We start from the raw sequence: 23941 nt of genomic DNA on the forward strand, positions 1-23941 counted from the left end.
TGTTCTTCTTCATATGGCATTTGTTAGTGTGCGTTCATTATACCCCATACAAGGTTCTCTTTACGGCGAAAACAAGGTTATATGGGATAATAAGTAATAACCTTAATTTAAAAACTCCCAAATAACGTAAAACCCTATTTCTTCCGTATTCCTTCACCACTTTAATCCGGCTTTTTAGCTGCTTTTTCCTGGAACTCAGCGAAATCCCTTTGTGGTTAATTTCGCAGGTCACCAGGTATTCCGGAATAATGGCCGATTCTCCCTTCTGCATCAATTGATAAAAAAAACCATAGTCCTCTGCGTCAGGAAAAGTATAGGGATACAGTTCGTTGTCTTTTATGGCATCACATCGCCACATAACTGTAGGATGGATGAAAATATTCCGAAAATGCATACCTCTTTTTATCTTTTTATGCCGGGTTGGGGTTATATATCGAAATGCTACATTGGTAGTATAGTCTTTAAAAATGCACCAGCTGCCAACCAGGTTAACCTGGGGGTTTTGTTGTAAAAACGCAACCTGGCGATAGAACCGTTCGGGCGTACAGCTGTCCCCACAATCGAGCCGGGCAATATAACGGGCGTTATCCTGTTTCAGGATCCATTGTAACCCGGTGTTCAAAGCCGTTGTAATGCCTTTATTACAAGGTAATTGTATTATTTCAACGGAAATATGATGGGGAATATGTTTGTATAGTTCGTCAAGGGTAATAGGTTGATCGCTACCATCATCAACAATCACCACTTTATACTTATCTGCATCATATTGTACGCTTTGCAGCGAATGAAGCAGTCCCGGCAGGTTATTGTAGAAGGGTATTAACAGGTAAAAATCAATTTTATGGGGATAAGATTCCATCTTTTTATAACGGTTATCCGAAATCTAACCTCAGGTCACTGTGATTTTTTTATTAATAACGCAAATGTAAAAGCATTTTTAAACATTTGTGAATTAATGGACTGCAAAAATGCCTTAAAACGTTGCTTGGGTAACGGTTTAAATCCTGTTAAGGTGTGCTTTTTAAGCAATAACTGCGTTGTTTTAGCAGATATTCGTGCGATTTTCGGCAATATTCGTGAACGGTGGATAAATCAAATAAAAACGTGAAATATTTTTTAAACCTTTTTTGGTGCAACCTTTCTTAAGTTTGCATTGTCAATGGTGTGATTTATAAGATCAAAAAGTGGTTTTAACATTTAATTATTAGGGATTTAGGTGATTTTGTTGTTATAGATGTTAAAAGTGAAGTTAAAGGCAGCATCAAAGCACTAATACGGCACTAATTTCGTTAAACAAAATCCTTGGAGAACCATAATACCTATGCTATGATCGAGCGACCTGAAAATTTAGTATATAAAAGAATAAAGTTTTTTACCGAGCACCCCACCTCCCTTAGACTTTATCTGGAACAAAAGCATGGCTATTTCGTTGCCAAGCGGTGTTTCGATATTATGGCATCCCTGATGGTTATCGTTCTCTTACTATCATGGTTACTGCCTATCCTGATGGTATTGATAAAACTCGATTCAAGGGGCCCGGTCTTCTTTAAGCAAAAACGCGTAGGTTTTCTGGGCCGCGTATTCTGGTGCTACAAGTTGCGTACTATGTACATCAATAAGGATGCGGATGTACGTCAGGCCAGTGAAAATGATCCGCGCATCACCAGGGTCGGTAGTTTCTTACGGGTTACCGGTTTGGATGAATTCCCTCAATTTTTCAATGTGCTGCTGGGACAAATGAGTATTGTTGGGCCCCGCCCGCACATGCACGCCGACTGTAACAAATTTGCCAATGCCATCAACGGCTATAAATTCAGAAACCTGGCAAAACCTGGTATCACCGGTTTAGCCCAGATCAAAGGCTATCGTGGTCCTACCAAAGATTTTGAAAGCATTTTTCACCGTTACCAGTTCGATGCTTTTTATGTTCGTAATGCTAATTTCTGGTTAGATGCCCGCATCGTACGTAAAACGATAGCTCAGATCATTGGTGAAATATTTGCCACCGTGTTCAAAACAAAAAACCGGAAGAACATGCCTGCTGAAGAGTGGAACACCTCTTCACTGAAAACGATCCAGAACTAGTTGACAGTTCATTGCTTGCCGTATCTTTCTTCGATTATAATTCACTGCTCACCTTATCCATCATCCTCCCCAACCATCTCTGTCGAGATTCCTGTACGTAATAGCTTCCGCTATGTGCTCCGGTAAAATGGATTCACTGGCCGCCAGATCGGCAATCGTTCTACTTACTTTCAGGATGCGATCATAGGCCCGCGCCGATAAATTCAGTTTGGTCATGGCCGCCTTTAACAGGTTTTGCCCCGTTGTATCCAGCACACATACTTCTTTCAATTGTTTACTGTTGATCTGCGCGTTGCAATAAACGCCTGCTTTGTTTTTATAACGCTCGGTTTGAATACTGCGGGCATCGATCACTCTTGTTCGAATAACTTCAGATGATTCGCCATTCTTATGCGCACTAAGATCATTAAAGGCAACGGGCGTTACTTCCACATGCAGGTCTATACGATCGAGGAGGGGACCCGATATTCTATTGAGGTATTTATGAACAGCGCCCGGGGCGCAGGTGCATTCTTTTTCGGGATGGTTATAGAAGCCGCAGGGGCAGGGGTTCATAGACGATATCAGCATAAAACTGGCGGGAAAGTCAATTGCTACTTTTGCCCGGCTGATGGTTACCCGCCGTTCTTCCATCGGCTGCCGCATTACCTCCAGCACACTTCGTTTGAACTCAGGCAGCTCATCGAGAAACAGCACGCCATTATGTGCCAAAGAAATTTCACCGGGCTGGGGAATACCACCTCCACCTACCAGCGCTACATCGCTGATGGTATGGTGCGGTGAACGGAATGGCCTTTTGGCGATCAGCGTGGCATGGGCCGGCAACTTACCGGCTACGGAATGGATCTTCGTGGTCTCCAGCGCTTCGCGCAACGACAGGGGCGGCAGAATACTTGGCAGGCGCTTAGCCAGCATCGTTTTACCGGCGCCGGGCGGGCCAACCAAAATGGCGTTATGACTACCTGCAGCTGCAATCTCAAGCGCCCGCTTTATATTTTCCTGTCCTTTTACTTCACTGAAATCAAACTCAAATTCATCCTGCGCCTGAAAGAATTCTTCACGGGTATTGACGGCCACCGGTTCAATACTGGCCGGGTCATTCATAAGGTTGATCAGTTCGGTAAGATGCCCTATCCCATACACCGGCAGCGAATTCACCATGCCTGCTTCGCGGCAGTTTTGTTTGGGAACGATCAATCCCTTAAAGCCTTCTTTGCGTGCAGTAATAGCAATTGGTAATGCGCCCCTGATGGGCTGAACCGTTCCATCAAGATTGAGTTCGCCCATGATAACATAATCTCTTAATTTATCAGGATCGTTCAATTGTTTGTTGGCGGCAATGATGCCGATGGCAATGGCGAGATCAAAGGCAGAGCCGGTTTTCTTGATATCGGCTGGCGCCAGATTTATGACGAGTTTGGTACGCGGCATCTGGTACCCGATGGTCTTTATGGCGCTTTCTACCCGCTGCAGGCTTTCCTTAACGGCATTATCCGGCAGCCCTACAATGTAATAGTGTATGTTGCCGGGCATTACATTTACCTCCACCGTAATGGTAATGGCTTCCACCCCATATACGGCGCTTCCATACGTTTTGACAAGCATGAATAAAGTTTATGGTTAAACGTATGGAAAGATAATGAATAATCTTTATTCGTTATGGCAATTGCAGGAAAGCCGGGAGTGACATATTGTTCAGATTTGACCTGCAAGAAGTATGTTGTTTTACTTCTTAGATAAATCTTCGAATAACAGGTTTACCTGTGGATCGGCTTTAACGAACGAAGGCTGTTTGAGCACCGGAAAGCTGAGGCGGGTTTCACGGTCTTTAACCAAAACTTTTATTGTATCGGTACCGATCTGCAATTCGAGCGGAAACCGGTACAACTCATTTTGTTTTTGAACAACCGTTATGTTCACCGTTTTATTTTTTGCATGATAGGTCCATGTTACCTCCAGCTTAGGATGGCCGGCCCTGAACAACCATTGATCGAAAAATCCTTTCAGCGCTTTGCCTGATACTTCTTCCATGATCCTGCAAAGGTCGCCGGTCACGGCATTTTTACCGGCATAACGGCTGTAATAGGTTCTGACTCCTTTCCAGAAAAGCGAATCGCCCAGCTCTCGGCGCAACATATGTAATACCCAGCCGCCTTTTTGATATGAGTTGGCGTTCAGCAATTCCATATAATTGGTAATCGATGAATCTACCACGGGGCGTACCTTTTTGCGGGCAAAATCAATGACCTGCTGACGGTTCTTCACAAGCATTTTTTGTGCGGTGTCGATCCCGTATTTCTGTTCAAAGTATAAAATGGTCATATAAGTGGCGAAACCTTCGCTTAACCACAGATGGCTCCAATCGGCTTCCGTAGCCATATTACCAAACCACTGATGGGCGATCTCATGCGCCAGCAATGCTTCGCTTTTGCGGGTACCGGTGATAGAAGTTTCATCTGAATAGAATATGGCGCTGGCATTTTCCATTCCGCCAAAGATGGTGGTCGATTCAACATTGGCCAGTTTTTTAAAAGCGTACGGACCTACATTTTTTATAAAATAGGGCAGAATGTCTACGGCCAGGGCATAATCGTAAAACCCTTTTTCCTTTTCTTCGGGATACACCCAGCTTGATACCGGAATATCCTGTACCATGCCCGACTGCTCGATCGCAAACCGGGCAACGCCGATCACCATTATTTTGGTAGAAAGGGGTGTGCTTTCTGTATAATGGGTGCGCCTTTGCTGACCATTCAGCGTAGTATCTGCTATTTTTATACCGTTTGAAATTACCTGGTAATGAGCGGGCGCCGTTACCACAAAGTCAAGTGCTGCTTTATCGGAAGGGTGGTCAACACAGGGTAACCAGTGACGGGCACGGTTAGGCCAGTTATCGGCAAAGAACACGCGGTGACCGTACTTGTTTTTGGTGATGATGAGTCCATCAGCAGGAATGCCTTCATAAGTAACCGCAATATTTTTGCGTGCTCCTTTTTTAACGGTGGTGTCAAACTGAATGCTGATGAGGTCATTGATGTGCGAGAAACCAAGCGGCTTGCCGTTCTCTGTAACCTGCAATACCGTCATGCCCTTCTTGTTGTCCTTTGAAATAAGATCGAGGGTGATGGTTTTGGTATCTTCACTGATCAGGATGTCTATGGCTGCGCTGCCCTTTATGAGGTCGCTTGTGTCGCTAAGCGCAACAGAGAATTCATAGTGCTGTACATCAATGACCGAACCGGGTCTTTGCGCTACCGTGCTGAATGTAACTGATAATATAGCAAAAAGCAGCCATGTCTTTTTCATGCAGCAGTTTACAACTTTTCGAGCAAATCGACCACCTTTTCCCTTTTGAGGATAAGGTAACCGAGGCGGTCGTTGCTGATACCTTCGCGTAACTGATAACTGAATTCCAGCTGGTCTTCCCTGACGGAAGTTTCGAAGAAGCGGAAGCTGATATTGGGATACTGTTTCAACTCTTCGCCGATCTCGTACAAATGGGTGGAAAGAATGAACAGGGAGCTTTTTATTTTGATCAGTCCTTTTATGACCACAGATGAACATTTCATGGCATCCTGCACATTGGTGCCTTTGAACAACTCGTCAATCAACACCAGCCATTTACGGCCATCGTTTATTTTAGTAATCGTGTTTTTTATGCGCTGCACTTCATTGAAGAAATAACTTTCGCCCTTGACGATATTATCAACTACATTGATATTGCTTAACAACCCATCGAAGAGCGTTAAGCGCATAGACCGGGCCGGTACGCCCATGCCCAGATGGGCGAGGAATACGGTGCTTCCTACTGCCTTAATGAAAGTGCTTTTGCCGGCCATATTGGCGCCGGTCAGGAACAGGAAATTATTATCGCGATCTAACTGTACGTCGTATGGCGTTGGTGTGTGTAGCAGGATATGATACAGGTTGCGGGCCTCTATGGCAGGTTGTTGCTGGTCGATGAACTCAGGAAAGCAAAGCCCCAGCTTTTTTACGGCTACCGCCATGGAATACCACGCGTCGATACGGCCGTAAATGCCTATGAGCTCAAAAGAGGCGTGCCTGAATTCATCCCTGATGAAACGGCCAAAATGCAGGGTTTCCGTCCAGCTGAATTCCTTGCCGCGTTGCCGTTCTCTCAATTCGACCAGGACCGGTTTATTCATGAGGTCGGCAGCGCGCCGTAAATAAGTGCGTAACATTAACGGTGCATCGTCTTTATCGAGCAGCTGCACCAGCTGGTGCATACCTTTCAGAAAATCTGAAAAATGCGAAATGGAATACCGCACCAGCGAAAAATCGGCTACATTGAAAACTTTATAGGTAAAAGCGTTGAACGGATTGGCGTTGGGAATGGAATCAACATTGCTGTCATAGAACTTTTCAATGACCATCAGCGTGCCATTGGTAATTTCAGCAGGCCATTGGCCTAACTGGTCAATGATCGACCGCAGGATCTGCTGTGTATCCAATATCGGGCGCAGGTCACTGAACGGGTTGCTGAAGTATTTCAACAACCAGTCGCGGCCCTGGGAAGTAAGGGTAAAACAAAGGCGGTGGAAAATTGAAAATTCTTCCTCATGCTGAAAAACCGACAGGTCATTATAGGTGGTATTGTCCAGTTCCATGAATAGGGTTGCTGTTGTTTTCGTAAGTTACCGATTAAATAACAATCGCTCTCCTTTATTAGATTCATTCCACTGTCCGTTTCCATAAACAAGGTTGCCATTTACAAAAGTATGCGTAATTGCTGCCGGGAACGTAAATTGCTCCAGGGGGCTCCAGCCGCATTTATACAGTATATTCTCTTTTGCCGCCGTGGTTGTTGCGTTCATATTAACTATCACCAGATCAGCCTTATAGCCTTCCCTGATATAACCGCGGTCGGCGATCTGGTAGCAGGTCGCCACTGCATGGCTCATTTTTTCCACCACCTTTTCCAGGGTAATGCGGCCTTCTTTTACATAATGTAACATCAGCAACAGGCTGTGCTGTACCAGTGGCAAACCGGCATGTGATCTTTCATACATACCTGGCTCGTTTGGTGGCAGGGTCAGTAACCCCCCGGCATTCCGGGTAACGTGTTTTTCTTCCATGGTGTGAGGAGCATGGTCGGTAGCAATTACATCCAGACGGTCATCGAGCAGCGCCTGCCAAAGGGCCTCGCGGTTGTTGGGCGCTTTAATGGCCGGATTACATTTTATCAAATTGCCAAGGCGGCTGTAATCGTTGCTGGTAAAATGCAGGTGATGCACACACACTTCTGCCGTGATATTCTTTTGCGCCAAAGGCTTCATATTGGAGAACAATGCCAGTTCTTTCTCGGTGCTGATATGCAGGATATGCAGGCGGGTATTGTATTTCTGGGCAAACTGAATGGCTGCCAGGGAGCTTTCAAAACAACCGTTCTCATCGCGGATCAACGGATGATCTGCTGGCTCCAACACACCCTTTTCTTTTTTTAATCTTTCGAAATTCGACTTTATGATCTTTTCATCTTCGCAGTGGGTGGCAATAAGTACTTCACTTTCCTGGAAAACCTTATCGAGGGTGAGATAGTTATCAACGAGCAACCCACCGGTAGAAGAACCCATAAAGATCTTAATGCCGCAAATATCTTTTTTCCGGCTATTTGTTTTCAGGGCTTCACCCGCGTTTTCGTTGGATGTTCCCATATAGAATGAATAGTTAGCCAATGCGCTATTGGCAGCAATGGCGTATTTTTCTTCCAGCAGCTCGTGGGTAAATACAGGTGGCATGGTATTGGGCATTTCCATAAAGGAAGTAACACCACCGGCTACGGCTGCTTTCGATTCGGTATAAATAGTAGCTTTGTGCGTGAGGCCGGGTTCGCGAAAATGAACCTGGTCGTCAATGGCGCCGGGCAACAAATGCAGTCCTTCGCCATTTATTTCAGTAACTAATATAGCTGGTTGAATGTTACGATCTATCCGCTCAATGTGGCCGTTTTTAATCAGTACATCCCGTACGGCTGAAACGCCTTCATTCACGACCATTATATTTTTTATCAGGTAATTTTGCATATCTTGAAAAAATAATATTTTTAAAAACTGGCCATGCAATATATTATAAAAACCATTGTCCCCTTATTGTTTTTATTAATTCCATTCGGGTTGTTAGCACAGTCAACGTATTTACCGCAGGGAAATAAACACCAACCTTTTTTAAACCGGCTCGAAATATTGCTGCAAAGTAATGATGATCTAAACCTTTCAACTGTAAAGCCCTTAAGCCGCAGATTTGCCGTTCGTGCGGCAGAGTACGCTGATTCGGTGCATAAAGCCTCGGGTAACCTGTTATCGAAAGTAGATGAATACAACCTGCGCAGCCTGCTCATGAATAACTCTGAATGGGTAACCGTAGCTGATACCAGCGACTTTTATAGTAAGAGGAGTATCTGGAACACTTTTTATAAAACCAAGGCCAATTTGCTGGAGGTAAATACCAAAGATTTTTTCTTCACGGTTAATCCTGTATTACAGGCAGGCCTTTCTGCTGAAAGCGATTACTCAGGTGACCGGCTCTTTTTAAATACCAGAGGGATCACCGTGCGCGGTATGATCGCCAAAAAGATCGGGTTTTCTGCTTATATGACCGATAATCAGGAAAGGGGACCGCAGTTTGTTCAGGAAAGGATCATCCGCGACGATGCAGTACCTGGTTACGGCTTTTATAAAGATTTTAAAACAACGGCTACTGATTACCTGGATGCCAGGGGCTCTATAAATTTTACAGCTGCCAAATACCTCGATTTTCAATTCGGGTACGACAAACATTTCATCGGCAATGGTTACCGGAGCTTCTTCCTGAGCGACTTCAGCAACAGTTATCTCTTCTTAAAGATCAACACCCGTATCTGGAAGTTCAATTACACGAACATTTTCACCGAGCTGGTGCCCCAAACCATCAACATCAGCACCGGTAATAAATTACTCGATAAGAAATATGCAGCCATGCATCACCTGAGTATGGACGTTACCAAATGGTTGAACGTTGGTATATTTGAAGCCGTGGTATTTGGCCGCGAAAATCATTTTGAGTTCTCTTACCTGAACCCCGTGATCTTCCTGCGCCTGGCTGAACAGCAAAACGGAAGTGCAGATAATGCCTTTGTGGGCATCGATCTGAAAGCCAATGTAGCAAAGCGGTTACAGTTCTATGGTCAAATGTTACTCGACGAATTAGTGGTGAAAGAATTAAAGGATGGCAACGGCTGGTGGGCCAATAAGTTCGCCATACAAATGGGAGGTAAATACATCAATGCCTTCAGTGTGAAAAACCTTGACCTGCAGGGTGAGATCAACCTGGTACGCCCATTCACCTATTCGCATTTCGACAGTGTGGCCAATTACACGCATTATAACCAACCCATGGCCCATCCTTTGGGCGCCAATTTTGTGGAAGCCATTGGTATTGTTCGATACCAGCCGCATCCCAAATGGACAACATCGGCCCGATTGATCGTATGGAAGCAGGGTACAGACACAGCCGATAGTAATTTTGGCTCCAATATTTTTATACCCAACCGGAACCGTCCGGCTGGTGATTACGGTTATAAATTGCCCAATGGTCCCCGCGCCACCGGTGTAAATGCACAGTTGCTGGTGTCGTATGAAGTGAAGGAGAATCTGTTCCTCGAAGCTTCGGCCCTGCTCAGGAATTATAAATCAGGAGTTGGCAGCCTTGCCGACCGCAATTCTTCTGTGATCACTGCAGGCATCCGCATGAATATGTTCAGGCGGGAATATGATTATTAATGCTGAACGCTAAACACTAAACGCAAAACGCCAAACGCTGAACGCGGAACGCAAAACGCCAAAAGCCAAACGCGCAATTTTATAGTAAGATCGTTGTTACAATGAAAATGCAGGCGGCAATAATGCCACCTGCTTTTTTTTCATCGGTGATACACCGACCGGGTCTATAGGGTATCACCCGTGAACCACCTCTAAGAACCTGTTACAAATCAGAACCCCTGGTTGGGCTTGTGTGCCGTTTATGTTGCTTTTTCCTTTGACTGTTTAAATGGCTTTATTTCAATGCCGGTGCTAAACTACCATTCAAACAGGCAGGGTGGGGCCGTATGTATGTAAATGACCTGATTTTGTATGTGAATGTACCCGTGGCAGGGGCGAAGCGGGAGCAGCTGTTTGCAAATATTTCCTAACAGGTAAGACCAGCGCTTTCATTAAATTAAATACAATAATTATATTTGATTATTATTATGTAAATTGTATTCAAGGCTTATTTGTAGTTGCTAATTGTCTTAATTACATTGTTAAAATCTAGCATCTGTACAATGAAGCCAGCTTTACTCTTTTCGTTTTCCCTTTTGTTTTTTATTGGAACCTCGCTAGCACAATCGCCCGGCATTATTGTGAGGCCGGCAGCAGGAAGCGGTGTCACTCCGCTTAACCCGAATGGTGATGGTTTTTCTTCCGCAACTACCAGCGGTTTTGTAAGCAGCGATATTACAGAAAGTGAGATTGCATACAAAGTTATTCCTCCCGTTTTTCTGGAGCCTACCGCCGATCTGCTACGCGGCCCCGCCGATCTGTACAGCGACCTGGTTCGCCAGGTAGATGGCAGCGGCTTTTACGTATTTAACGATGGAACCAACCTGCTCTTCCGCTTGCGGATAGGCAGTATTGTAAGTGGCTCCAAAGGGTATAGCGTATTGATAGACACCGACGGAAAAATGGGAAATACCGGTGCTAATGCAGATCCCAATTACCAGGCTGCTACCACAGGCGTCAATGGTAACCCGGGATTTGAACTGGAAGTAGTGCTGGAAACCAATTTCCGGGTGGCTGTATACAATGTTGATGGCACCAGCACACCGGCGTTGATCAACAGTTATGGCATCAATACCAATTCGCAGGTATCGGTAGCCTTATCGACCGTGTCTGCCACGCCGGATTATTTTTATGATTTTTATGTGCCCAACAGCGTATTGGGTATTACTGCCAGTACGCCGTTGCGTATGGTAGCCACTACGGTTATGGCGCCTGCTGCTGCTATTGGCGGACCCAAGTCAGATATATTCGGCGTAAATGACGGTTCTTATAAAGACCCCATGAAAAGCTGGGAAGCCGTTATCAATAACACGCCTCCTGTTACTTTAACTAATCTTACCAGTGGCGGCAGTGGCGCCGGCGCAGTTTGTACAGCAGCGCCAACGGTTACCGGCCCCATCCAGGCGGGGACCGGCATTGCTGTTACCGGCAGCTGGGCTGCGCTCGATGGTTCAAAACCTTTAACGGCTACCATCACCCTGTATAAAAATGGCATTGCTGCCGGCACCACTTCGGTTACTTCTGGTAATAGCTGGAGCATAAGCGGTGTTACTGTAGCGAATGGTGACGTGTTATATGCCAAAGCACAGGCCACCGGTGAATCCATGTGTTTACAATCGAACAGTGTGCAGGTGGTAAGCTGTTCACCCGCGAACACCACTACCACAACCGGCCTGGATTTTACCTGTGCCGAACGTAAAGGGATGAAAGGGAACCGGCCGGCAAATGCGGCCATAAGATTGTATACAGTTACTACCACTGGCCTTACTTTACTTGCTGATGACAACACCACCACTAATAGAATAACGTATCCCACAGCTACCACCTGGTGGTACGACGGGCCCAGCGGCGGTGGCACTGATCCCTGTACCAGTGCTAGTAATGATGTTGATGCGGGCAGTTATGCAATAACGGCACAAGAGGCCGGTAAATGTGAGTCAGGTCCGGTATTCGGGTGTATTCAGTTGACAGCCGCCAGCACACCCGTTATCACGCAAACCAATTTATACAGCAGTTCAACGGTTGTATCGGGTACTGCCGTCAGCGGCGCTACCGTTCGCTTATATGTTAATGGTAAATTGCAAACCTCCGCTACGGCAACGGGCGGTAACTATAGCTTCAATAACCTGGTATTATCCCAGGGTGATGTGGTAAATGTTGTAGCCCAGGTAAGCGGTGGGTGCGTAAGCGCTGCAGCAACCCGTACAGTTACCTGTTTCACTACACCGCCTGTAATAATAACTGATAACAACGGCAACCTGTCCGCCGGATCAACAGCCATTACAGGGAGGTCGGGGGAACCCGCAGGTACTGTAGTTACTGTTTATGAAAACGGTGTAAGTATAGGCACCACCAATGTGCAGGCAGATGGAACATGGAGCCTTACCTTTACACCGGTGGCTACCAGGAGTTATACGGCCACCCAGCAAAACGGAAGCTGTGCGGCCAGCGTAGCCTCTACTGCTGCAACTGCATTGGCTGCCACCACTGTTTGCGCCACCATTACAGGAACCTACACGGCCAATGCTACTTCTGTATCCGGTACTTTGCCCAGTGCTTTTACGGGAACTGTACGATTATACCTGGATGGTACCAGCATTGGATCAACCAGTGTGAGCAGTGCAACATCATGGACAGTCTCCGGCTTGAATACCAGCTACATCAATACGTTATATGCGGGTGGTGTGTTAACAGCCACTACACAGGCCACCGGCGCGGCTGAAAGAACCAATTGCAGTGGCAGCGTTACAGTAAGTTGCGCTTTGCCCGCAACGCCGGTGATTTCGCCTACATCTTCATCCATTGAAACGGGACAAACCGTTACTTATAATGTAACCACTACCCAGTCGGGTATTATTTACTCGGTAACCGATGCCACTACGGCCACTACCAACTATGCGGTTTCAAAATGGGGAACTGGTGGCGGAATTACCTTGCCTACCAATATATTTAATTCCGTTGGAACCTTTAATGTGCTGGTAAAAGCGGTTTCTTTATCAGGACCGGGTTGTGTATCGAGCGCAGCCGCTACCATTACCGTAAGTTCCGCATTGCCGGTTACCCTTGCCTGGTTCACCGGCCGGTATGTGAATGGGCGATCGCTGCTTAGCTGGGAAACGGTCATGGAAGAGCAGGTTGATCATTTTGCTATTGAACGCAGCGATGACGGGCGCCAGTACACGCAGATTGGAACAGTTAAAGCAGCCGGCAATAGCAATACGGCCATTAAGTATGCCTATACCGACAACAAACCGGTGATCAATAACGCCTGGTATCGGTTACGAAGCGTGGATATAGATGGTAAATCGCGTTACAGTAATGTGATCCGAATTGCCAGTGAAACCCGCGATATCAGCGTATTATCCGTTACACCAAATCCGTTTGAAAGTACAGTGCGGGTTCAGGTATATTCCAGTAAGGTATTACCGGCCGCCATTCGCATCGTGGATGTCGCCGGCCGCGAAATGTACAAGCGCAATAATATGCTTGCTGCGGGAAATAATACCATTATATTACACCCTGCTCCGCTGGCAAAAGGTGTGTATGTGTTGCAACTGGTAGCTGGTCATGAAGTGATCTGGCAACAAATGATGCAGAAGACAAAATAGTGAATATGTAAAAAACAACCGCCTTGCTCTTAACCTTCAAAGATAAGCGAGAACACGATCATGCGGGAATTCAGCTGATCGATGGAACGCGAATATTTGAGGTTCACATCGCGCGAGTGAATATTCGACAATCCGTTACTCACCTTGATCTCCGGAGAAAGGATGAAGACCGGGAAATAAAAGTTGAACCCGATGCCGGCCTCTACCCCAAAATCATATTTTTTGAGTTTTACCAGGTCCTCGGCTTTACGGGCCGTGGAATTGGAGGCCAGGTCATACTCGAACTTGGCGCCACCGAACATATACACCCTGAAATTGCCGATGCGGTCGCTACGGAACTTCAGGTGCACGGGCAGGCCCAGCAAGATACTTTCTACCCGTTTTGTCATGATGGGTTGTTCATTCTTGCTTACATCCGGGTGCTTTATGTGATAGGTGAGATTTTTATAGGCGAATAATAACTGCGGGAAAATGGCCCGCAGCTCAAAACGGTTCGATAAACGCAGGGTGTGCATACCCGCCAGACCAAATCCGCCCACGTTTTGCGGCTCTGACACCATCACGCTGTCTTCATTCAGAAATGAGGGGTGCTGGCTTACCTGGAAGCGGGAATTATTGTAAATAAGCCCGATACCCAGATAATATTTTTTACTATCGTGATCTGGAAGGTTTAATTCATCCCTTAATTGAGCATTTACCTGTTGAGAGGTGATCAAAAGCATTAGCCCTGCTGCCCATCTTTTTAACTGGCTTTTCTGCCGCAATAAATAGTACATATTCCTAAACTCAGCCGTTTTAGTGTAGTATTCGTAAACCCAACTTGTTGTAAAATATGTAGAAATGTTTCGCCTTCGGGAAATGCTTTTACTGATTGATTCAAATATTGATACGCGTCCTTATTTTTCGACAGCCATTGCCCCGCACGCGGCGCAACGATGTTCATGTAAAGGTTATATAAACTTTTGAAGCCCGTTTTACGGGGTTTCGAGAATTCAAGTATAACTACTTTACCACCAGGCTTTAGTACACGGAACATTTCAGCCAGCCCTTTTTCAAGGTTTTCGAAGTTCCGCACACCAAAGGCCACCGTAATAGCATCAAACGTGCGGTCGGGAAAATTTATTGCCTCACTATCGCCCTTTAACAATTCTATTTGCTTACTAAGCAATAATTTATCGATCTTCTGCCGCCCCAGGTTCAGCATTCCTTCCGAAATATCTATGCCAACAATTTTTTCGGGGCGCAGGTACTTCCACGTCATAATGGCCACATCGGCTGTGCCGGTTGCCACATCCAGCACCAGACGCGGTTGGATCTCTTTCAGTTCGCCGATGGCGCGTTTGCGCCAGGAAACATCGATGCCTCCCGATAAAAAGCGGTTCAGGAAGTCGTATCTGAAGGCGATCTGATCGAACATGGCCGCTACCTGCTCCTTTTTGGTCTGCTGCGAGTCGTTGAACGGCACTATATTATCGTGTGAATATTTCGACATGGTGGGCAAAGATAGCATAGTTTATAGTTCAAGGTTTGTAGTTTATTGTCCCGGCTGATAATTCCTGTCAGCTTCCGTTGCGTCGCACACTTCAGCGGCTGCTCCGCTGATCGGCTTTTAAAAAATGCAGGTAGGTGAAATTAGTCATGAGGTTACCGGTGAAGAATCACAACCACAAACTATAAACCACAAACTACAAACCATAAACTAATTCTATCTTGCAGCATGATCATTCAGTCAGCCACCTATCTCATCAGCAGCCCGGATTATACGAAATGCCCAAAGGCCGACCGGCCCGAATATGCTTTTATTGGCCGAAGCAATGTGGGCAAATCGTCATTGATCAATATGATCTGTGATAACCATAAACTGGCAAAAACGTCTGCTTCGCCCGGTAAAACACAACTGATCAATCATTTTGATATAAAAAGTATTTCGGGAGAAAGCAGCCCGGCACGGCGGGGAGAAACTACCGCGTGGTATCTGGTGGATCTGCCGGGTTATGGATTTGCGAAAGTTTCGCAAACCCAGCGTAAACAGTGGGAGAAAATGATCGAGAACTATTTGCGCAACCGCGAGAACCTGGTGAATGTGTTCGTGCTGATCGATAGCCGGCATAGTCCGCAAAAGCTCGATCTTGAGTTTATAAACCAACTGGGTGAATGGCAGGTACCGTTTAACCTCGTGTTTACCAAAGCCGATAAAGAGACCCAGAAAGAAGTGAGCAAGAATGTAAAAGCGTTCCTCGACGCCATGCGCAAAACATGGCAATTCTTACCTCAGCATTTTGTGACCAGCGCCGAAAAAAAAATGGGAAGGGATAAATTACTGCAGTTCATTGATGCCTGCAACCAGGAAGTGAACAATGGGGAAGATAGTTAAGCGTTGTGCAAGCGGCGCTGATGTAGTAAAAATAGAAGCGACAAACCCTCGAGTTGTGGCCGGTGCACAACTGAACATTAAAAAACCCTCCGTTTGCAGCGTGAGGGTTTCTAGTTTACTACTTTATTGGCACAGCTGCTGCTGGCGAAGGCTTCAGGTTTGGCTTTAAAGGCAAAGCCCATTCCCAATATGTAACCCATGGCTTCCTTCAGGGCATCGTTGCTTTTGAAGTGCGGATTGGTGTTAATGTCCGCATGAACTTCCATGTCTACATTGTACAGGTTGAACAGGTGACAAAGGTCATAAGCTATTTCAATGCTCTTGGCCACCTCTACCAGCATCCTTTCTTTGATGCTGTATTGTTTCCTGGTTTTTTCATTGTGAATGAACATAAATCCTCCATGTCCTTCACGTAGAAAGACAATAACCGTGGCAAATTCGGTTTCTGCGCCCTTTACCTGTGAATCGGTACCGATACAAACTTTAAGGTGATACCCTTTTTCTGTTTCGCGTTTGATAGCAAGTTCAACGGCATCGACAATGGGCAGGTCTATCGGGTCGCCATTAAATTTTCTCCATAACATCATAATGAAAAACGGGTTTTTCGAATTTACCGAAAAACCCGTTTTTCACCAAATCATATGATTATTATTGTTTTATTAATTTCCAGGTAGCAGTCTCTGCTTCGCCTTGAATTCTAAGCAGAACCATGCCTTTTTGTGCGTTTGTTATATCAATGTTATTTGTTCCGGAAAAGAGTTTGCCACGTTGTAACAGGCGGCCCGTTCCATCAAGAACCTGGTAGTTGCTTTCATTATTGGAATTAACAACTATTGCATTAGTAACCATGGTATTCATGATCCTGGCAATGGCCTTGTCGTCGTTTTTGTCGCGCAGCGTAATTACGTTCGAATAGTATGATCTTTCATCCGCAGCAGTGATAACCCGTATACGATAAAAGGGCGCATTATCCGTTAATGGCTTCCACGAGAAGGTCTTTGTGCCGGCGCTCAGCTGGGCAAGGGCTTCATAACGCACTCCATCTTTTGAGTTCTGAATTTCAATATGTTTAACGGCTTCATCGGCTTCATACGTCCAGCTGAGGTTATGCGTTCCTGCACTCGTTTTGCCCGACAATGCCAACCGGTGAATGGGTAATACACTGATGGGCGAGGCGCTGATGGAATAATAACCGAGGCTTTCATTTTTTACCAGGTGTGCATTGGCTGTGCCTTCCACCACCAGGTAATAAGTGCCACTGTTAAGGTTACTGTCGAGGCTGGCATTTACCAAAGCGGCCGGGTTGTACTGGCCAATGGTATCGGCTTTATCATTCAGCAGACTGACCTTGATATCGAGGTTGGCGCCCGAGTTGTTCGAACCTACGTTCTGGGGCACTGCACTCAGGTGTACATAAGTTGGGTTGGAGATCGTGAATTTGAAAACATCTTTATCAGTTCCCGAGTTTATCAAGCCGGTAGTGGTAAAACCGGTATTGGTAAATCCTACTGAGGTTGCTGTCATATGGTTGTTGCCAATATCATCGGTACGGTAACCAAAATTGTTCACGGGGCCTGAAATGATGGCCATATCATCCTGGTAGTAATTACAACCGTATGTATTGGTGCCATAGTGCCAGGTAGTAATGTTCCTGTAATAGCCTACACCCATGATAGGCGCCCAGCTGGTCTCTCCACTGCCGGTGCCGGGATTGTATTCGGTTTTCTGACACGCGGTTGTGTAGGCGCTCTGGTGTTGCAGGCCAAGGGTATGGCCGGCTTCATGTGAAGCAGCTTCTGCTACATTTTTGGTATTGTTTCCCAGTAAACTGCTGAATACAAAACAAGGCGTATTGTCGCCCCAGGTAAAGGAGCCCACCATAGCTACACCGCCTGCGCTGCCATACCATTGGTAGGTAGGTGTAATGATCACACGCATGCGTTGCTTTAAAGGGGCAGCAGCATACACGGTTGAGTCGGTGGTAATGTTAACATTAAAAATGCGGTAATCTTCAGCAACCCGGTTAAAGATCTCGGTCATGCTGGTTGTAGTAAAGCCCGAAGGTTGGGCGTTGATAGGACCGCCCCAGTTCCAGGAGGTGCCGGTTACGTATTGTCCGTCAAAGTCCAGGTAAATAGTGGCCCTGGCCGATGGATAACTGTTCAGGATTGGAACCTGTGCTTGCAAGCTGGACGCAACTGCTAGTCCAAACAGTACGGTAAAAATGGTTTTCATTGGATCAGATGCGGATTTGGAGGTTAAACTAAATAGTGCTGAAAGGTTTCTGTAGGTTATATGCGATCAACAATGGTTATTCAACCATAAAATGGGCTTTGGGCTTCTTTATCCAGTAATACCGGTTGTTTTCTTCTGTTAGGACCAGTACTTCATCTGACTTCGGGTTAATAATGCGGCCTACCAGTTTTTGCGTATTGTCGGCCTCGGTGATAACTGATACCGTGCAAAAAGCGCCGGGCATCGTGATAGAACGAATATTCATGCTTTCGACGCCTGCTGCCGATCGCACTCTTTCAACCAGCTCTCCGTCAAATTCAAAATTGCCGAGCGCCAGGTTTACTCTTTCAGAAACGCGGGAAGAAGTAAGTTTTTTTAATGCCGGAAGATTACATTCCAGTTTCAGCGGGAGCTGCGTTAGCGATGTAGCCTTGTTTAAAACAGGCTTTTGGGTGATGGGTTGTTGTTGGGCCGAAATTGTCTGGTATGCGAATATGCATGCCACTAAGAGCCCCACAGCATGTAGGTTTTTCATTTGTACGGGTTTTAAATGTACGGATCTGGATTACGTTGGTATGGGTCTTAGGGTGTATTAAATCTACGTGCCTTTCTACGTGCCTTTCGATCTGATACAAATGTAGAACGCAAATGATATTCGGTTATTTTACAGGAGGGTAAGAATCAAAGTTATGAGTGTTAAATATTGATCCTACTAGGGGTATTTACTATCGCTATTTAGTACTGACCCGTGCTTAACAACACTAAAGTGCAGGCTTCCAATGGCTGAATGCCGTTGTTTTTTGCAAGATCATACAGTTCAGCGTTTTCTGCCCCTGGATTAAATATAATACGTTTTGGCTGAAGGGATAGTATATAATCGTAGTATTCTTTCTGATGAAGGGGGTTGAGGTACAGGGTAACTGTATCAACCGTTTCAAGGGGCTTTTTCTCGGTGGTTATATCCACATCCAGCACCCGCCCCTGCTTGCGGCCAATGGCGGCTACCGGATGCTGATGCCTGCGTAAACTATTAATAGCCAGAAAACTATACCGGTTCGGATTTTCCGAAGCGCCTAGTACCAGCGTTTTTTTATTGCCTTTTTCCATAATGCTATAAAACAATCTGTTTACTGGAATGGTTGTCATTCAAATCTATAATATTTATCGGGTAAACAAAACGGCTGGTAAAGTGTTAACACGACACTCTATTACTTCCAAACACATGATACTTACTCCGGGGTAATGTATGAATGATATCATTTAGCGCGTGCTCCAGGGCGTTATATTTGAACGTAAAGCCTGATCGCAGCATTCTGGCCGGATATACCCATCTGCTCTTTAAGATCAGTTCGGTTTCTGTACCAATGAGGGCGGCGCCCGCTTCCAGCATCCAGGCAAAGGCTGGTAAACCGATGGTATGACCTGTTATGCGACGCAGCGTTTTCATAAAGTGGGCATTGGTCACTGCATTCGGCGAACCGGCGATGTATATACCCTCCATATCATTGTGTTCATAACACCATTCAACCATCCTGCACAGGTCTTCTATGTGTATCCAGCTATACATTTGCGTGCCATCGCCCTGGTAGCCACCCAGCCGGGCTTTTAACAGGTTGCAATAAGGTATCATTACCCCGCCCTGTCCGAGAGTGATGGCGGTGCGGAGCGCTATTTTCCGGGTGAAAGGCGTGCGTTGTTCAAAGAAGGCCTGTTCCCAGTGTTTGCACACCTGAACTGAAAAATCCGTGTCCAGTTCTTTATAGCGACTGCTATGCCGGCCTTCCCGAAACCGTGTTTTGATTTTTTTGTATTGATAGCGTAGCCGGTCGAAAAAGGAATAAGGCATATTGTCGGCTTTGGCGTCGCTGATAACACCTGTGAATTCATCATTGGGTTTGTCGGTCGTATGGCGGTAAATAGTGGCTGAAGAGGAATTGATCCAAAGCCGGGGCGGAACGGTACATTGACGTATCGCTTCTCCAAGCGCCCTGGTCGACAAAGTGCGGCTGTTGATGATCTGCTGTTTATTTCTTTCGGTATAACGGCAATTCACCGATTTGCCGGCCAGGTTGATCACAATGTCTGCACCGTCGATATCCTGCAACCAGTGCTTCTCAACATGCTCTCCATCCCATCGCCAATACGTGATGTTGTATCCATCGGCTGCTTTCACCAGGGGATGTTTATAATTGTTATTTTGACTGCTGACCGCCTGACGGCTCAGTATTATTACATGGTTGTCATTTCCGAAATACCGGGCCATTGCCTGGCCAATAAAACCGGTTCCACCGGCAATGACAATTTTTTTGTGTTTCATAACAGGGGAATTAAGGTGGAAAGCACATCGATTAGGAAAGGGTAGAAACAGGCGGGTAAATAAACAGATCACATCTGTCCGGTTAACGATCCGGCCATCCTAACGGCGTGTTCATAGTTTTCATATTTTCAGAAATAAATGAAATGTAAATGTATAATAAAAGCCGGCGAACCGGCGTTATTAAGTTTATAGTTCAAAGTTCATAGTTCTCAGTTAACACTTTCAGGTTCGAAGTGTAGGGCCCAGGTTTCTCACAGTTCTTAACTAAACTGCATATTTGATGTTTACAGCGTTACCGGAAGATCTTCATCAGGTTGCCCAGGAACCAGTTCTCATCAGCTTTGACCAGTCCATCGAGCATTTTATCGGCCTGTAAGCCAAAACGCCGGATGCTGCTAACGGTTTCGGTGAACTGTTTAATGTGTTTGTCTTTTTTATCGCCCTCTACATCTTCCAACTGGTCGAGCAGGCGTAACATAGGATCCAGCTCTCTTTTCTTGCGCTCTTTCACGATTTGCGTGGCTACCTTCCAGATATCTTTTTCGGCAGAAAAGAACTCTTTGCGTTCTCCGGGGATCAAAATGCGGAATACCAATCCCCAATCGACCAGGTCACGGATATTCATATTTACATTGCCACGGCTTATGTTCAGCTGTTCCATGATATCATCCTGGCTTAATGGATCGGGACTGATCATCAGCAAGGCATGAATTTGCGCCATGGTGCGGTTAATGCCCCAATGGGATCCAAATGCCCCCCAGGAGGCTATGAATTGGTGTTGCGCTTCTTCCAGTTTCATATTTTACCCTTCTTCCCAAAATTAAGCCCTATTTCTGAAGTTTCAAAAATTAATGAAATTAATTTTTAGCGGGGCGGACAATTTAATCGCTGGCCCAACCGGTTCTTCTTATGCTTGCTGCCCACTTTCGGACACCTGTATCTTTTATCGGTACGCTCATCGGCACTGTTTCCGGGCCTTATAACAAGGGCCAGGTAAGCACCGCCGTTTTGGGTTTTGTTTTTTGAGAACACCGTGGCCCAGTTATGAACACCCAGTAACAATGGTCCCAGTTTAACCGCTCCGCCGATCCACAATTTTTCTTTGGTATTGAAATGTACCGGCATATAAAAGCCCAGCCGCCTGGTTTCCCAGCGGGGTGTAACGGTTAACAGGTTCAATTCGGTAAGACGATGCTGGCTGCCGCTTAAAGAGGAAAGGTTCAACGAGGCATTCCCATTTATATACCAGGCGCCGGTAATAAAATGATCAACATTCAATACGAGCCGGGTCGGATTCACTACATGGAATTTACCGCCTGGTTGCTGTACCGTGCCCGCAACACCCTGCACACGCTCATTGAACTCATCGAAACTGCTAACGTCGGCGAATCGTACATCGATCACTGTATCTGTGATATTATCCTGGAAGCCGCTGAGAATACGGCTGTTGCGGCCATACCGGAACTGATTGAATCCGATGTCCAGTATTGACAGGCCGATCTTCCAGTCATAATCGTAATAAGTGTCTTCGTCAAAAACAGCTGATACCTGCCCGGGTTTGATGATGTATTCAGCGCCCAGGTCAAATGAAACGCCTGCCCTGGTATTTCTTAAAAAATCCTTCAGGTTCTGCCTGGTATTTTTTTCATCCTGCCAGGTATCATAATTATTGGAGTAGGCGTATTCAACAAATGCATCTTCGAGGGTATACGCAAACGAATTACCGTGGATGGTTTGCGCGGCTTTTCCGTTCAATACGTTAACGTAGGCGGCGGAGATACCGCGGCTGACTTTAGCGGTAATGCCGGCATTCAGGCGGGCGTCTGAACGGTCCCAGATCGTTTGTGCCCAGGTAACAAAGAACTCAGCCCAGCTGCTGTGAACCATATCGCCATACAGGGTGCGTGCATAATTGCCCAGATCGAAAAAGTCGCGGGTAGAACCCAATGTATCAATATAATTTACCCGACCCGTACTTGCGTGGGCATAACCGCGCAGGTTAACGCCAAAGCCAATCGCCTGCTTTCGGTTCAGGGCTATGCGGGCATTCAACAGGTTTACATTAAAATCAGTATAGGCATACCGCCTGAAATCACCCTCCTCGATGCTATATTCAGAATTGCGGGGATTGCTGAGGTAGGAATAATTGCGGATAATAACACTGTTGGTGGCATTTTTTTCCTGTATGGAAAATATATCGATATCCCACTTGTAAGGTGTATTTACAATGGAGGCCGGGTTATTACCAATACCCAGACTACCTGCATAGTTGCTACCCAGGATGGCATAATAATTCTGCGAATGACCATACGTGTAAACCAGGAGCAGTACTGTTACAGGCAATAGACGCGTGCACCATTTAAAAGGGTTTTCCATGTGTTTGCTGTATTAGGAACGCTACAAACTTTGGAAAGGGCTTTACCAGTTTTATGAGTACGTTGGATAAAATGGAGCTCCCGAAAAACGTTTGCAATAACCGTCCGACCTGCAGGCGACGGCCAAATTGTTTTTCCCATTGCTGGGTATACTGAATTTCCATTTCATAGCGATTAATTCTTCCCTGCAGGAACGAATCGATCTCTTCAAAGGCGAGTTTGCTGCTATGCAGGGCCATGCTCATCCCATTGCCACATAAAGGCGCAATAAGGCCGGCCGTATCGCCGATCATCAGGACGTGGTTTTCAATCTGTGTTTTTTTGTTGAAAGAGATCCGGGAAATGGTCAATGGCTCTTCATAGAGCATTTCAGCATTGGAAAATATCTTTTCCAGGAAAGGATTTTTCATAAGAATATCTCTTTCCATACTGCTAATATCATTCCTGCATTTGCGCAGGTTAGCGGCCGTTGTTAAGTAGCAGAGGCAATATTTGTTTTCCTCAATTTGGGAAATTCCACAATAGCCATTTTCAAAATTGTGGAGGGCGATCAGATCGGCGGGATGATGAATGCGGATGTGGTATTTTACGGCTATGTAATGGTTGAGTTTGTTGGGCTTTACTTTCGTGAACTGCCTTTTCCATTTAACATCCAGGTTGCCTCTTTTGCCATAAGCGCCGGCGACTACCATGGCTTCTGTATCGCCTTTGTTGGTAAATACCAGGAAGGCATTGTTCCGGTATACCACATTCATCACTTTGGTTTCTTCCATTACGGTAACTCCTTCCTGCCGGGCAATATTGGCCAGCAGGCTGTCAATAGTATAGCGACTGATACCAAAGCCACCCAGCGGCAGGGTAGTCTCAATGTAATTGCCATCGGGTGTGGTAATGAGCAGGCGGTTAATAATGGGCAATTGCATATCGCTGAGCGGCAGGCCAAGGTCCTGCAGAAAGTTCCAGCTTTCGAGGCTTATATATTCACCGCATACTTTATGGAAGGGATATTTTTCTCTTTCCAGCAATACGGTCTTATAACCTGCACGCGCGCTTTGAATGGCCAGCGCAAGTCCGGCCAGTCCTCCACCTACAATGGCAATATCATATTTGGGTTGAAGGATCAATATTGT

At 45.9% G+C, this 23941-nt stretch carries 19 protein-coding genes; 4 read left to right on the forward strand and 15 right to left on the reverse strand.

Annotated elements, in window-relative coordinates:
- Positions 1-37 precede the first annotated feature (37 nt).
- The gene (locus JUB15_RS09925; protein ID WP_207512319.1) at positions 38-859 is read right to left on the reverse strand and encodes a glycosyltransferase; all 822 of its coding nucleotides are present in this window, start codon (positions 857-859) and stop codon (positions 38-40) included.
- 443 nt (positions 860-1302) lie between these two features.
- On the opposite strand from JUB15_RS09925, the gene JUB15_RS09930 reads away from it, so the two are divergent.
- Positions 1303-2085 (forward strand): sugar transferase, encoded by a 783-nt coding sequence (locus tag JUB15_RS09930; RefSeq protein WP_207512320.1) that lies wholly within the window; start codon positions 1303-1305, stop codon positions 2083-2085.
- A gap of 60 nt (positions 2086-2145) precedes the next feature.
- On the opposite strand, the gene JUB15_RS09935 is transcribed toward JUB15_RS09930, so the two are convergent.
- The 4 genes from JUB15_RS09935 to JUB15_RS09950 all read right to left on the reverse strand — a co-directional run bounded on the left by JUB15_RS09935 (position 2146) and on the right by JUB15_RS09950 (position 8129).
- Complete coding sequence (locus JUB15_RS09935; RefSeq protein WP_207512321.1) at positions 2146-3690, reverse strand: YifB family Mg chelatase-like AAA ATPase; 1545 nt, start codon at positions 3688-3690, stop codon at positions 2146-2148.
- Between the two features lie 120 nt (positions 3691-3810).
- Positions 3811-5391, reverse strand: a complete 1581-nt coding sequence (locus JUB15_RS09940) for a M1 family metallopeptidase (protein WP_207512322.1) — start codon at positions 5389-5391, stop codon at positions 3811-3813.
- An 8-nt stretch (positions 5392-5399) separates the two neighbouring features.
- Positions 5400-6713: a MutS-related protein gene (locus JUB15_RS09945; RefSeq protein WP_207512323.1), complete on the reverse strand. Its 1314-nt coding sequence runs from the start codon at positions 6711-6713 to the stop codon at positions 5400-5402.
- A 27-nt stretch (positions 6714-6740) separates the two neighbouring features.
- Entirely contained in the window at positions 6741-8129 is a 1389-nt protein-coding gene (locus JUB15_RS09950) for a dihydroorotase (RefSeq protein ID WP_207512324.1), read from the reverse strand.
- Positions 8130-8162: 33 nt separating this feature from the next.
- Between JUB15_RS09950 and JUB15_RS09955 the strand changes: the two genes are divergently transcribed.
- Together JUB15_RS09955 and JUB15_RS09960 are read left to right on the forward strand one after the other, a co-directional pair.
- Complete coding sequence (locus tag JUB15_RS09955) at positions 8163-9863, forward strand: hypothetical protein (RefSeq protein ID WP_207512325.1); 1701 nt, start codon at positions 8163-8165, stop codon at positions 9861-9863.
- 542 nt (positions 9864-10405) lie between these two features.
- Positions 10406-13510: a T9SS type A sorting domain-containing protein gene (locus JUB15_RS09960; RefSeq protein WP_207512326.1), complete on the forward strand. Its 3105-nt coding sequence runs from the start codon at positions 10406-10408 to the stop codon at positions 13508-13510.
- A 29-nt stretch (positions 13511-13539) separates the two neighbouring features.
- On the opposite strand, the gene porT is transcribed toward JUB15_RS09960, so the two are convergent.
- Complete coding sequence (porT, locus tag JUB15_RS09965; protein WP_207512327.1) at positions 13540-14286, reverse strand: type IX secretion/gliding motility protein PorT/SprT; 747 nt, start codon at positions 14284-14286, stop codon at positions 13540-13542.
- Complete coding sequence (gene ubiE / locus JUB15_RS09970; protein WP_242696292.1) at positions 14253-15020, reverse strand: bifunctional demethylmenaquinone methyltransferase/2-methoxy-6-polyprenyl-1,4-benzoquinol methylase UbiE; 768 nt, start codon at positions 15018-15020, stop codon at positions 14253-14255. The genes porT and ubiE overlap by 34 nt, the downstream gene beginning before the upstream one ends.
- A 207-nt stretch (positions 15021-15227) precedes the next feature.
- On the opposite strand from ubiE, the gene yihA reads away from it, so the two are divergent.
- Positions 15228-15884 carry a ribosome biogenesis GTP-binding protein YihA/YsxC gene (gene yihA, locus JUB15_RS09975; protein WP_207512328.1) on the forward strand — a complete coding sequence of 219 codons (657 nt, stop codon included), beginning with the start codon at positions 15228-15230 and terminating at the stop codon, positions 15882-15884.
- A gap of 110 nt (positions 15885-15994) precedes the next feature.
- Here the strand turns inward: yihA and JUB15_RS09980 are convergent, their stop codons facing one another.
- From JUB15_RS09980 to JUB15_RS10015, 8 genes are all read right to left on the reverse strand, one after another.
- Positions 15995-16468, reverse strand: coding sequence for a ribonuclease H-like YkuK family protein (locus JUB15_RS09980; RefSeq protein WP_207512604.1), 474 nt, complete (start codon positions 16466-16468; stop codon positions 15995-15997).
- 64 nt (positions 16469-16532) lie between these two features.
- Positions 16533-18119, reverse strand: coding sequence for a T9SS type A sorting domain-containing protein (locus tag JUB15_RS09985; RefSeq protein WP_207512329.1), 1587 nt, complete (start codon positions 18117-18119; stop codon positions 16533-16535).
- A gap of 76 nt (positions 18120-18195) precedes the next feature.
- The gene (locus JUB15_RS09990; RefSeq protein WP_207512330.1) at positions 18196-18654 is read right to left on the reverse strand and encodes a hypothetical protein; all 459 of its coding nucleotides are present in this window, start codon (positions 18652-18654) and stop codon (positions 18196-18198) included.
- Positions 18655-18854: 200 nt separating this feature from the next.
- On the reverse strand, positions 18855-19265 hold the full coding sequence (locus tag JUB15_RS09995) for a CoA-binding protein (protein ID WP_242696293.1): 411 nt from the start codon (positions 19263-19265) through the stop codon (positions 18855-18857).
- A 46-nt stretch (positions 19266-19311) separates the two neighbouring features.
- Positions 19312-20436: an epimerase gene (locus tag JUB15_RS10000; RefSeq protein ID WP_207512331.1), complete on the reverse strand. Its 1125-nt coding sequence runs from the start codon at positions 20434-20436 to the stop codon at positions 19312-19314.
- A gap of 292 nt (positions 20437-20728) precedes the next feature.
- Complete coding sequence (locus JUB15_RS10005) at positions 20729-21235, reverse strand: GbsR/MarR family transcriptional regulator (RefSeq protein ID WP_207512332.1); 507 nt, start codon at positions 21233-21235, stop codon at positions 20729-20731.
- Between the two features lie 65 nt (positions 21236-21300).
- Positions 21301-22812, reverse strand: coding sequence for a DUF5723 family protein (locus tag JUB15_RS10010; RefSeq protein ID WP_207512333.1), 1512 nt, complete (start codon positions 22810-22812; stop codon positions 21301-21303).
- Positions 22796-23935, reverse strand: a complete 1140-nt coding sequence (locus JUB15_RS10015; RefSeq protein WP_207512334.1) for an NAD(P)/FAD-dependent oxidoreductase — start codon at positions 23933-23935, stop codon at positions 22796-22798. The genes JUB15_RS10010 and JUB15_RS10015 overlap by 17 nt, the downstream gene beginning before the upstream one ends.
- Positions 23936-23941: the final 6 nt, after the last annotated feature.

The sequence above is a fragment of the Longitalea luteola genome (assembly GCF_017356035.1).
GTDB classification, from domain to species: Bacteria; Bacteroidota; Bacteroidia; order Chitinophagales; family Chitinophagaceae; genus Niastella; species Niastella luteola.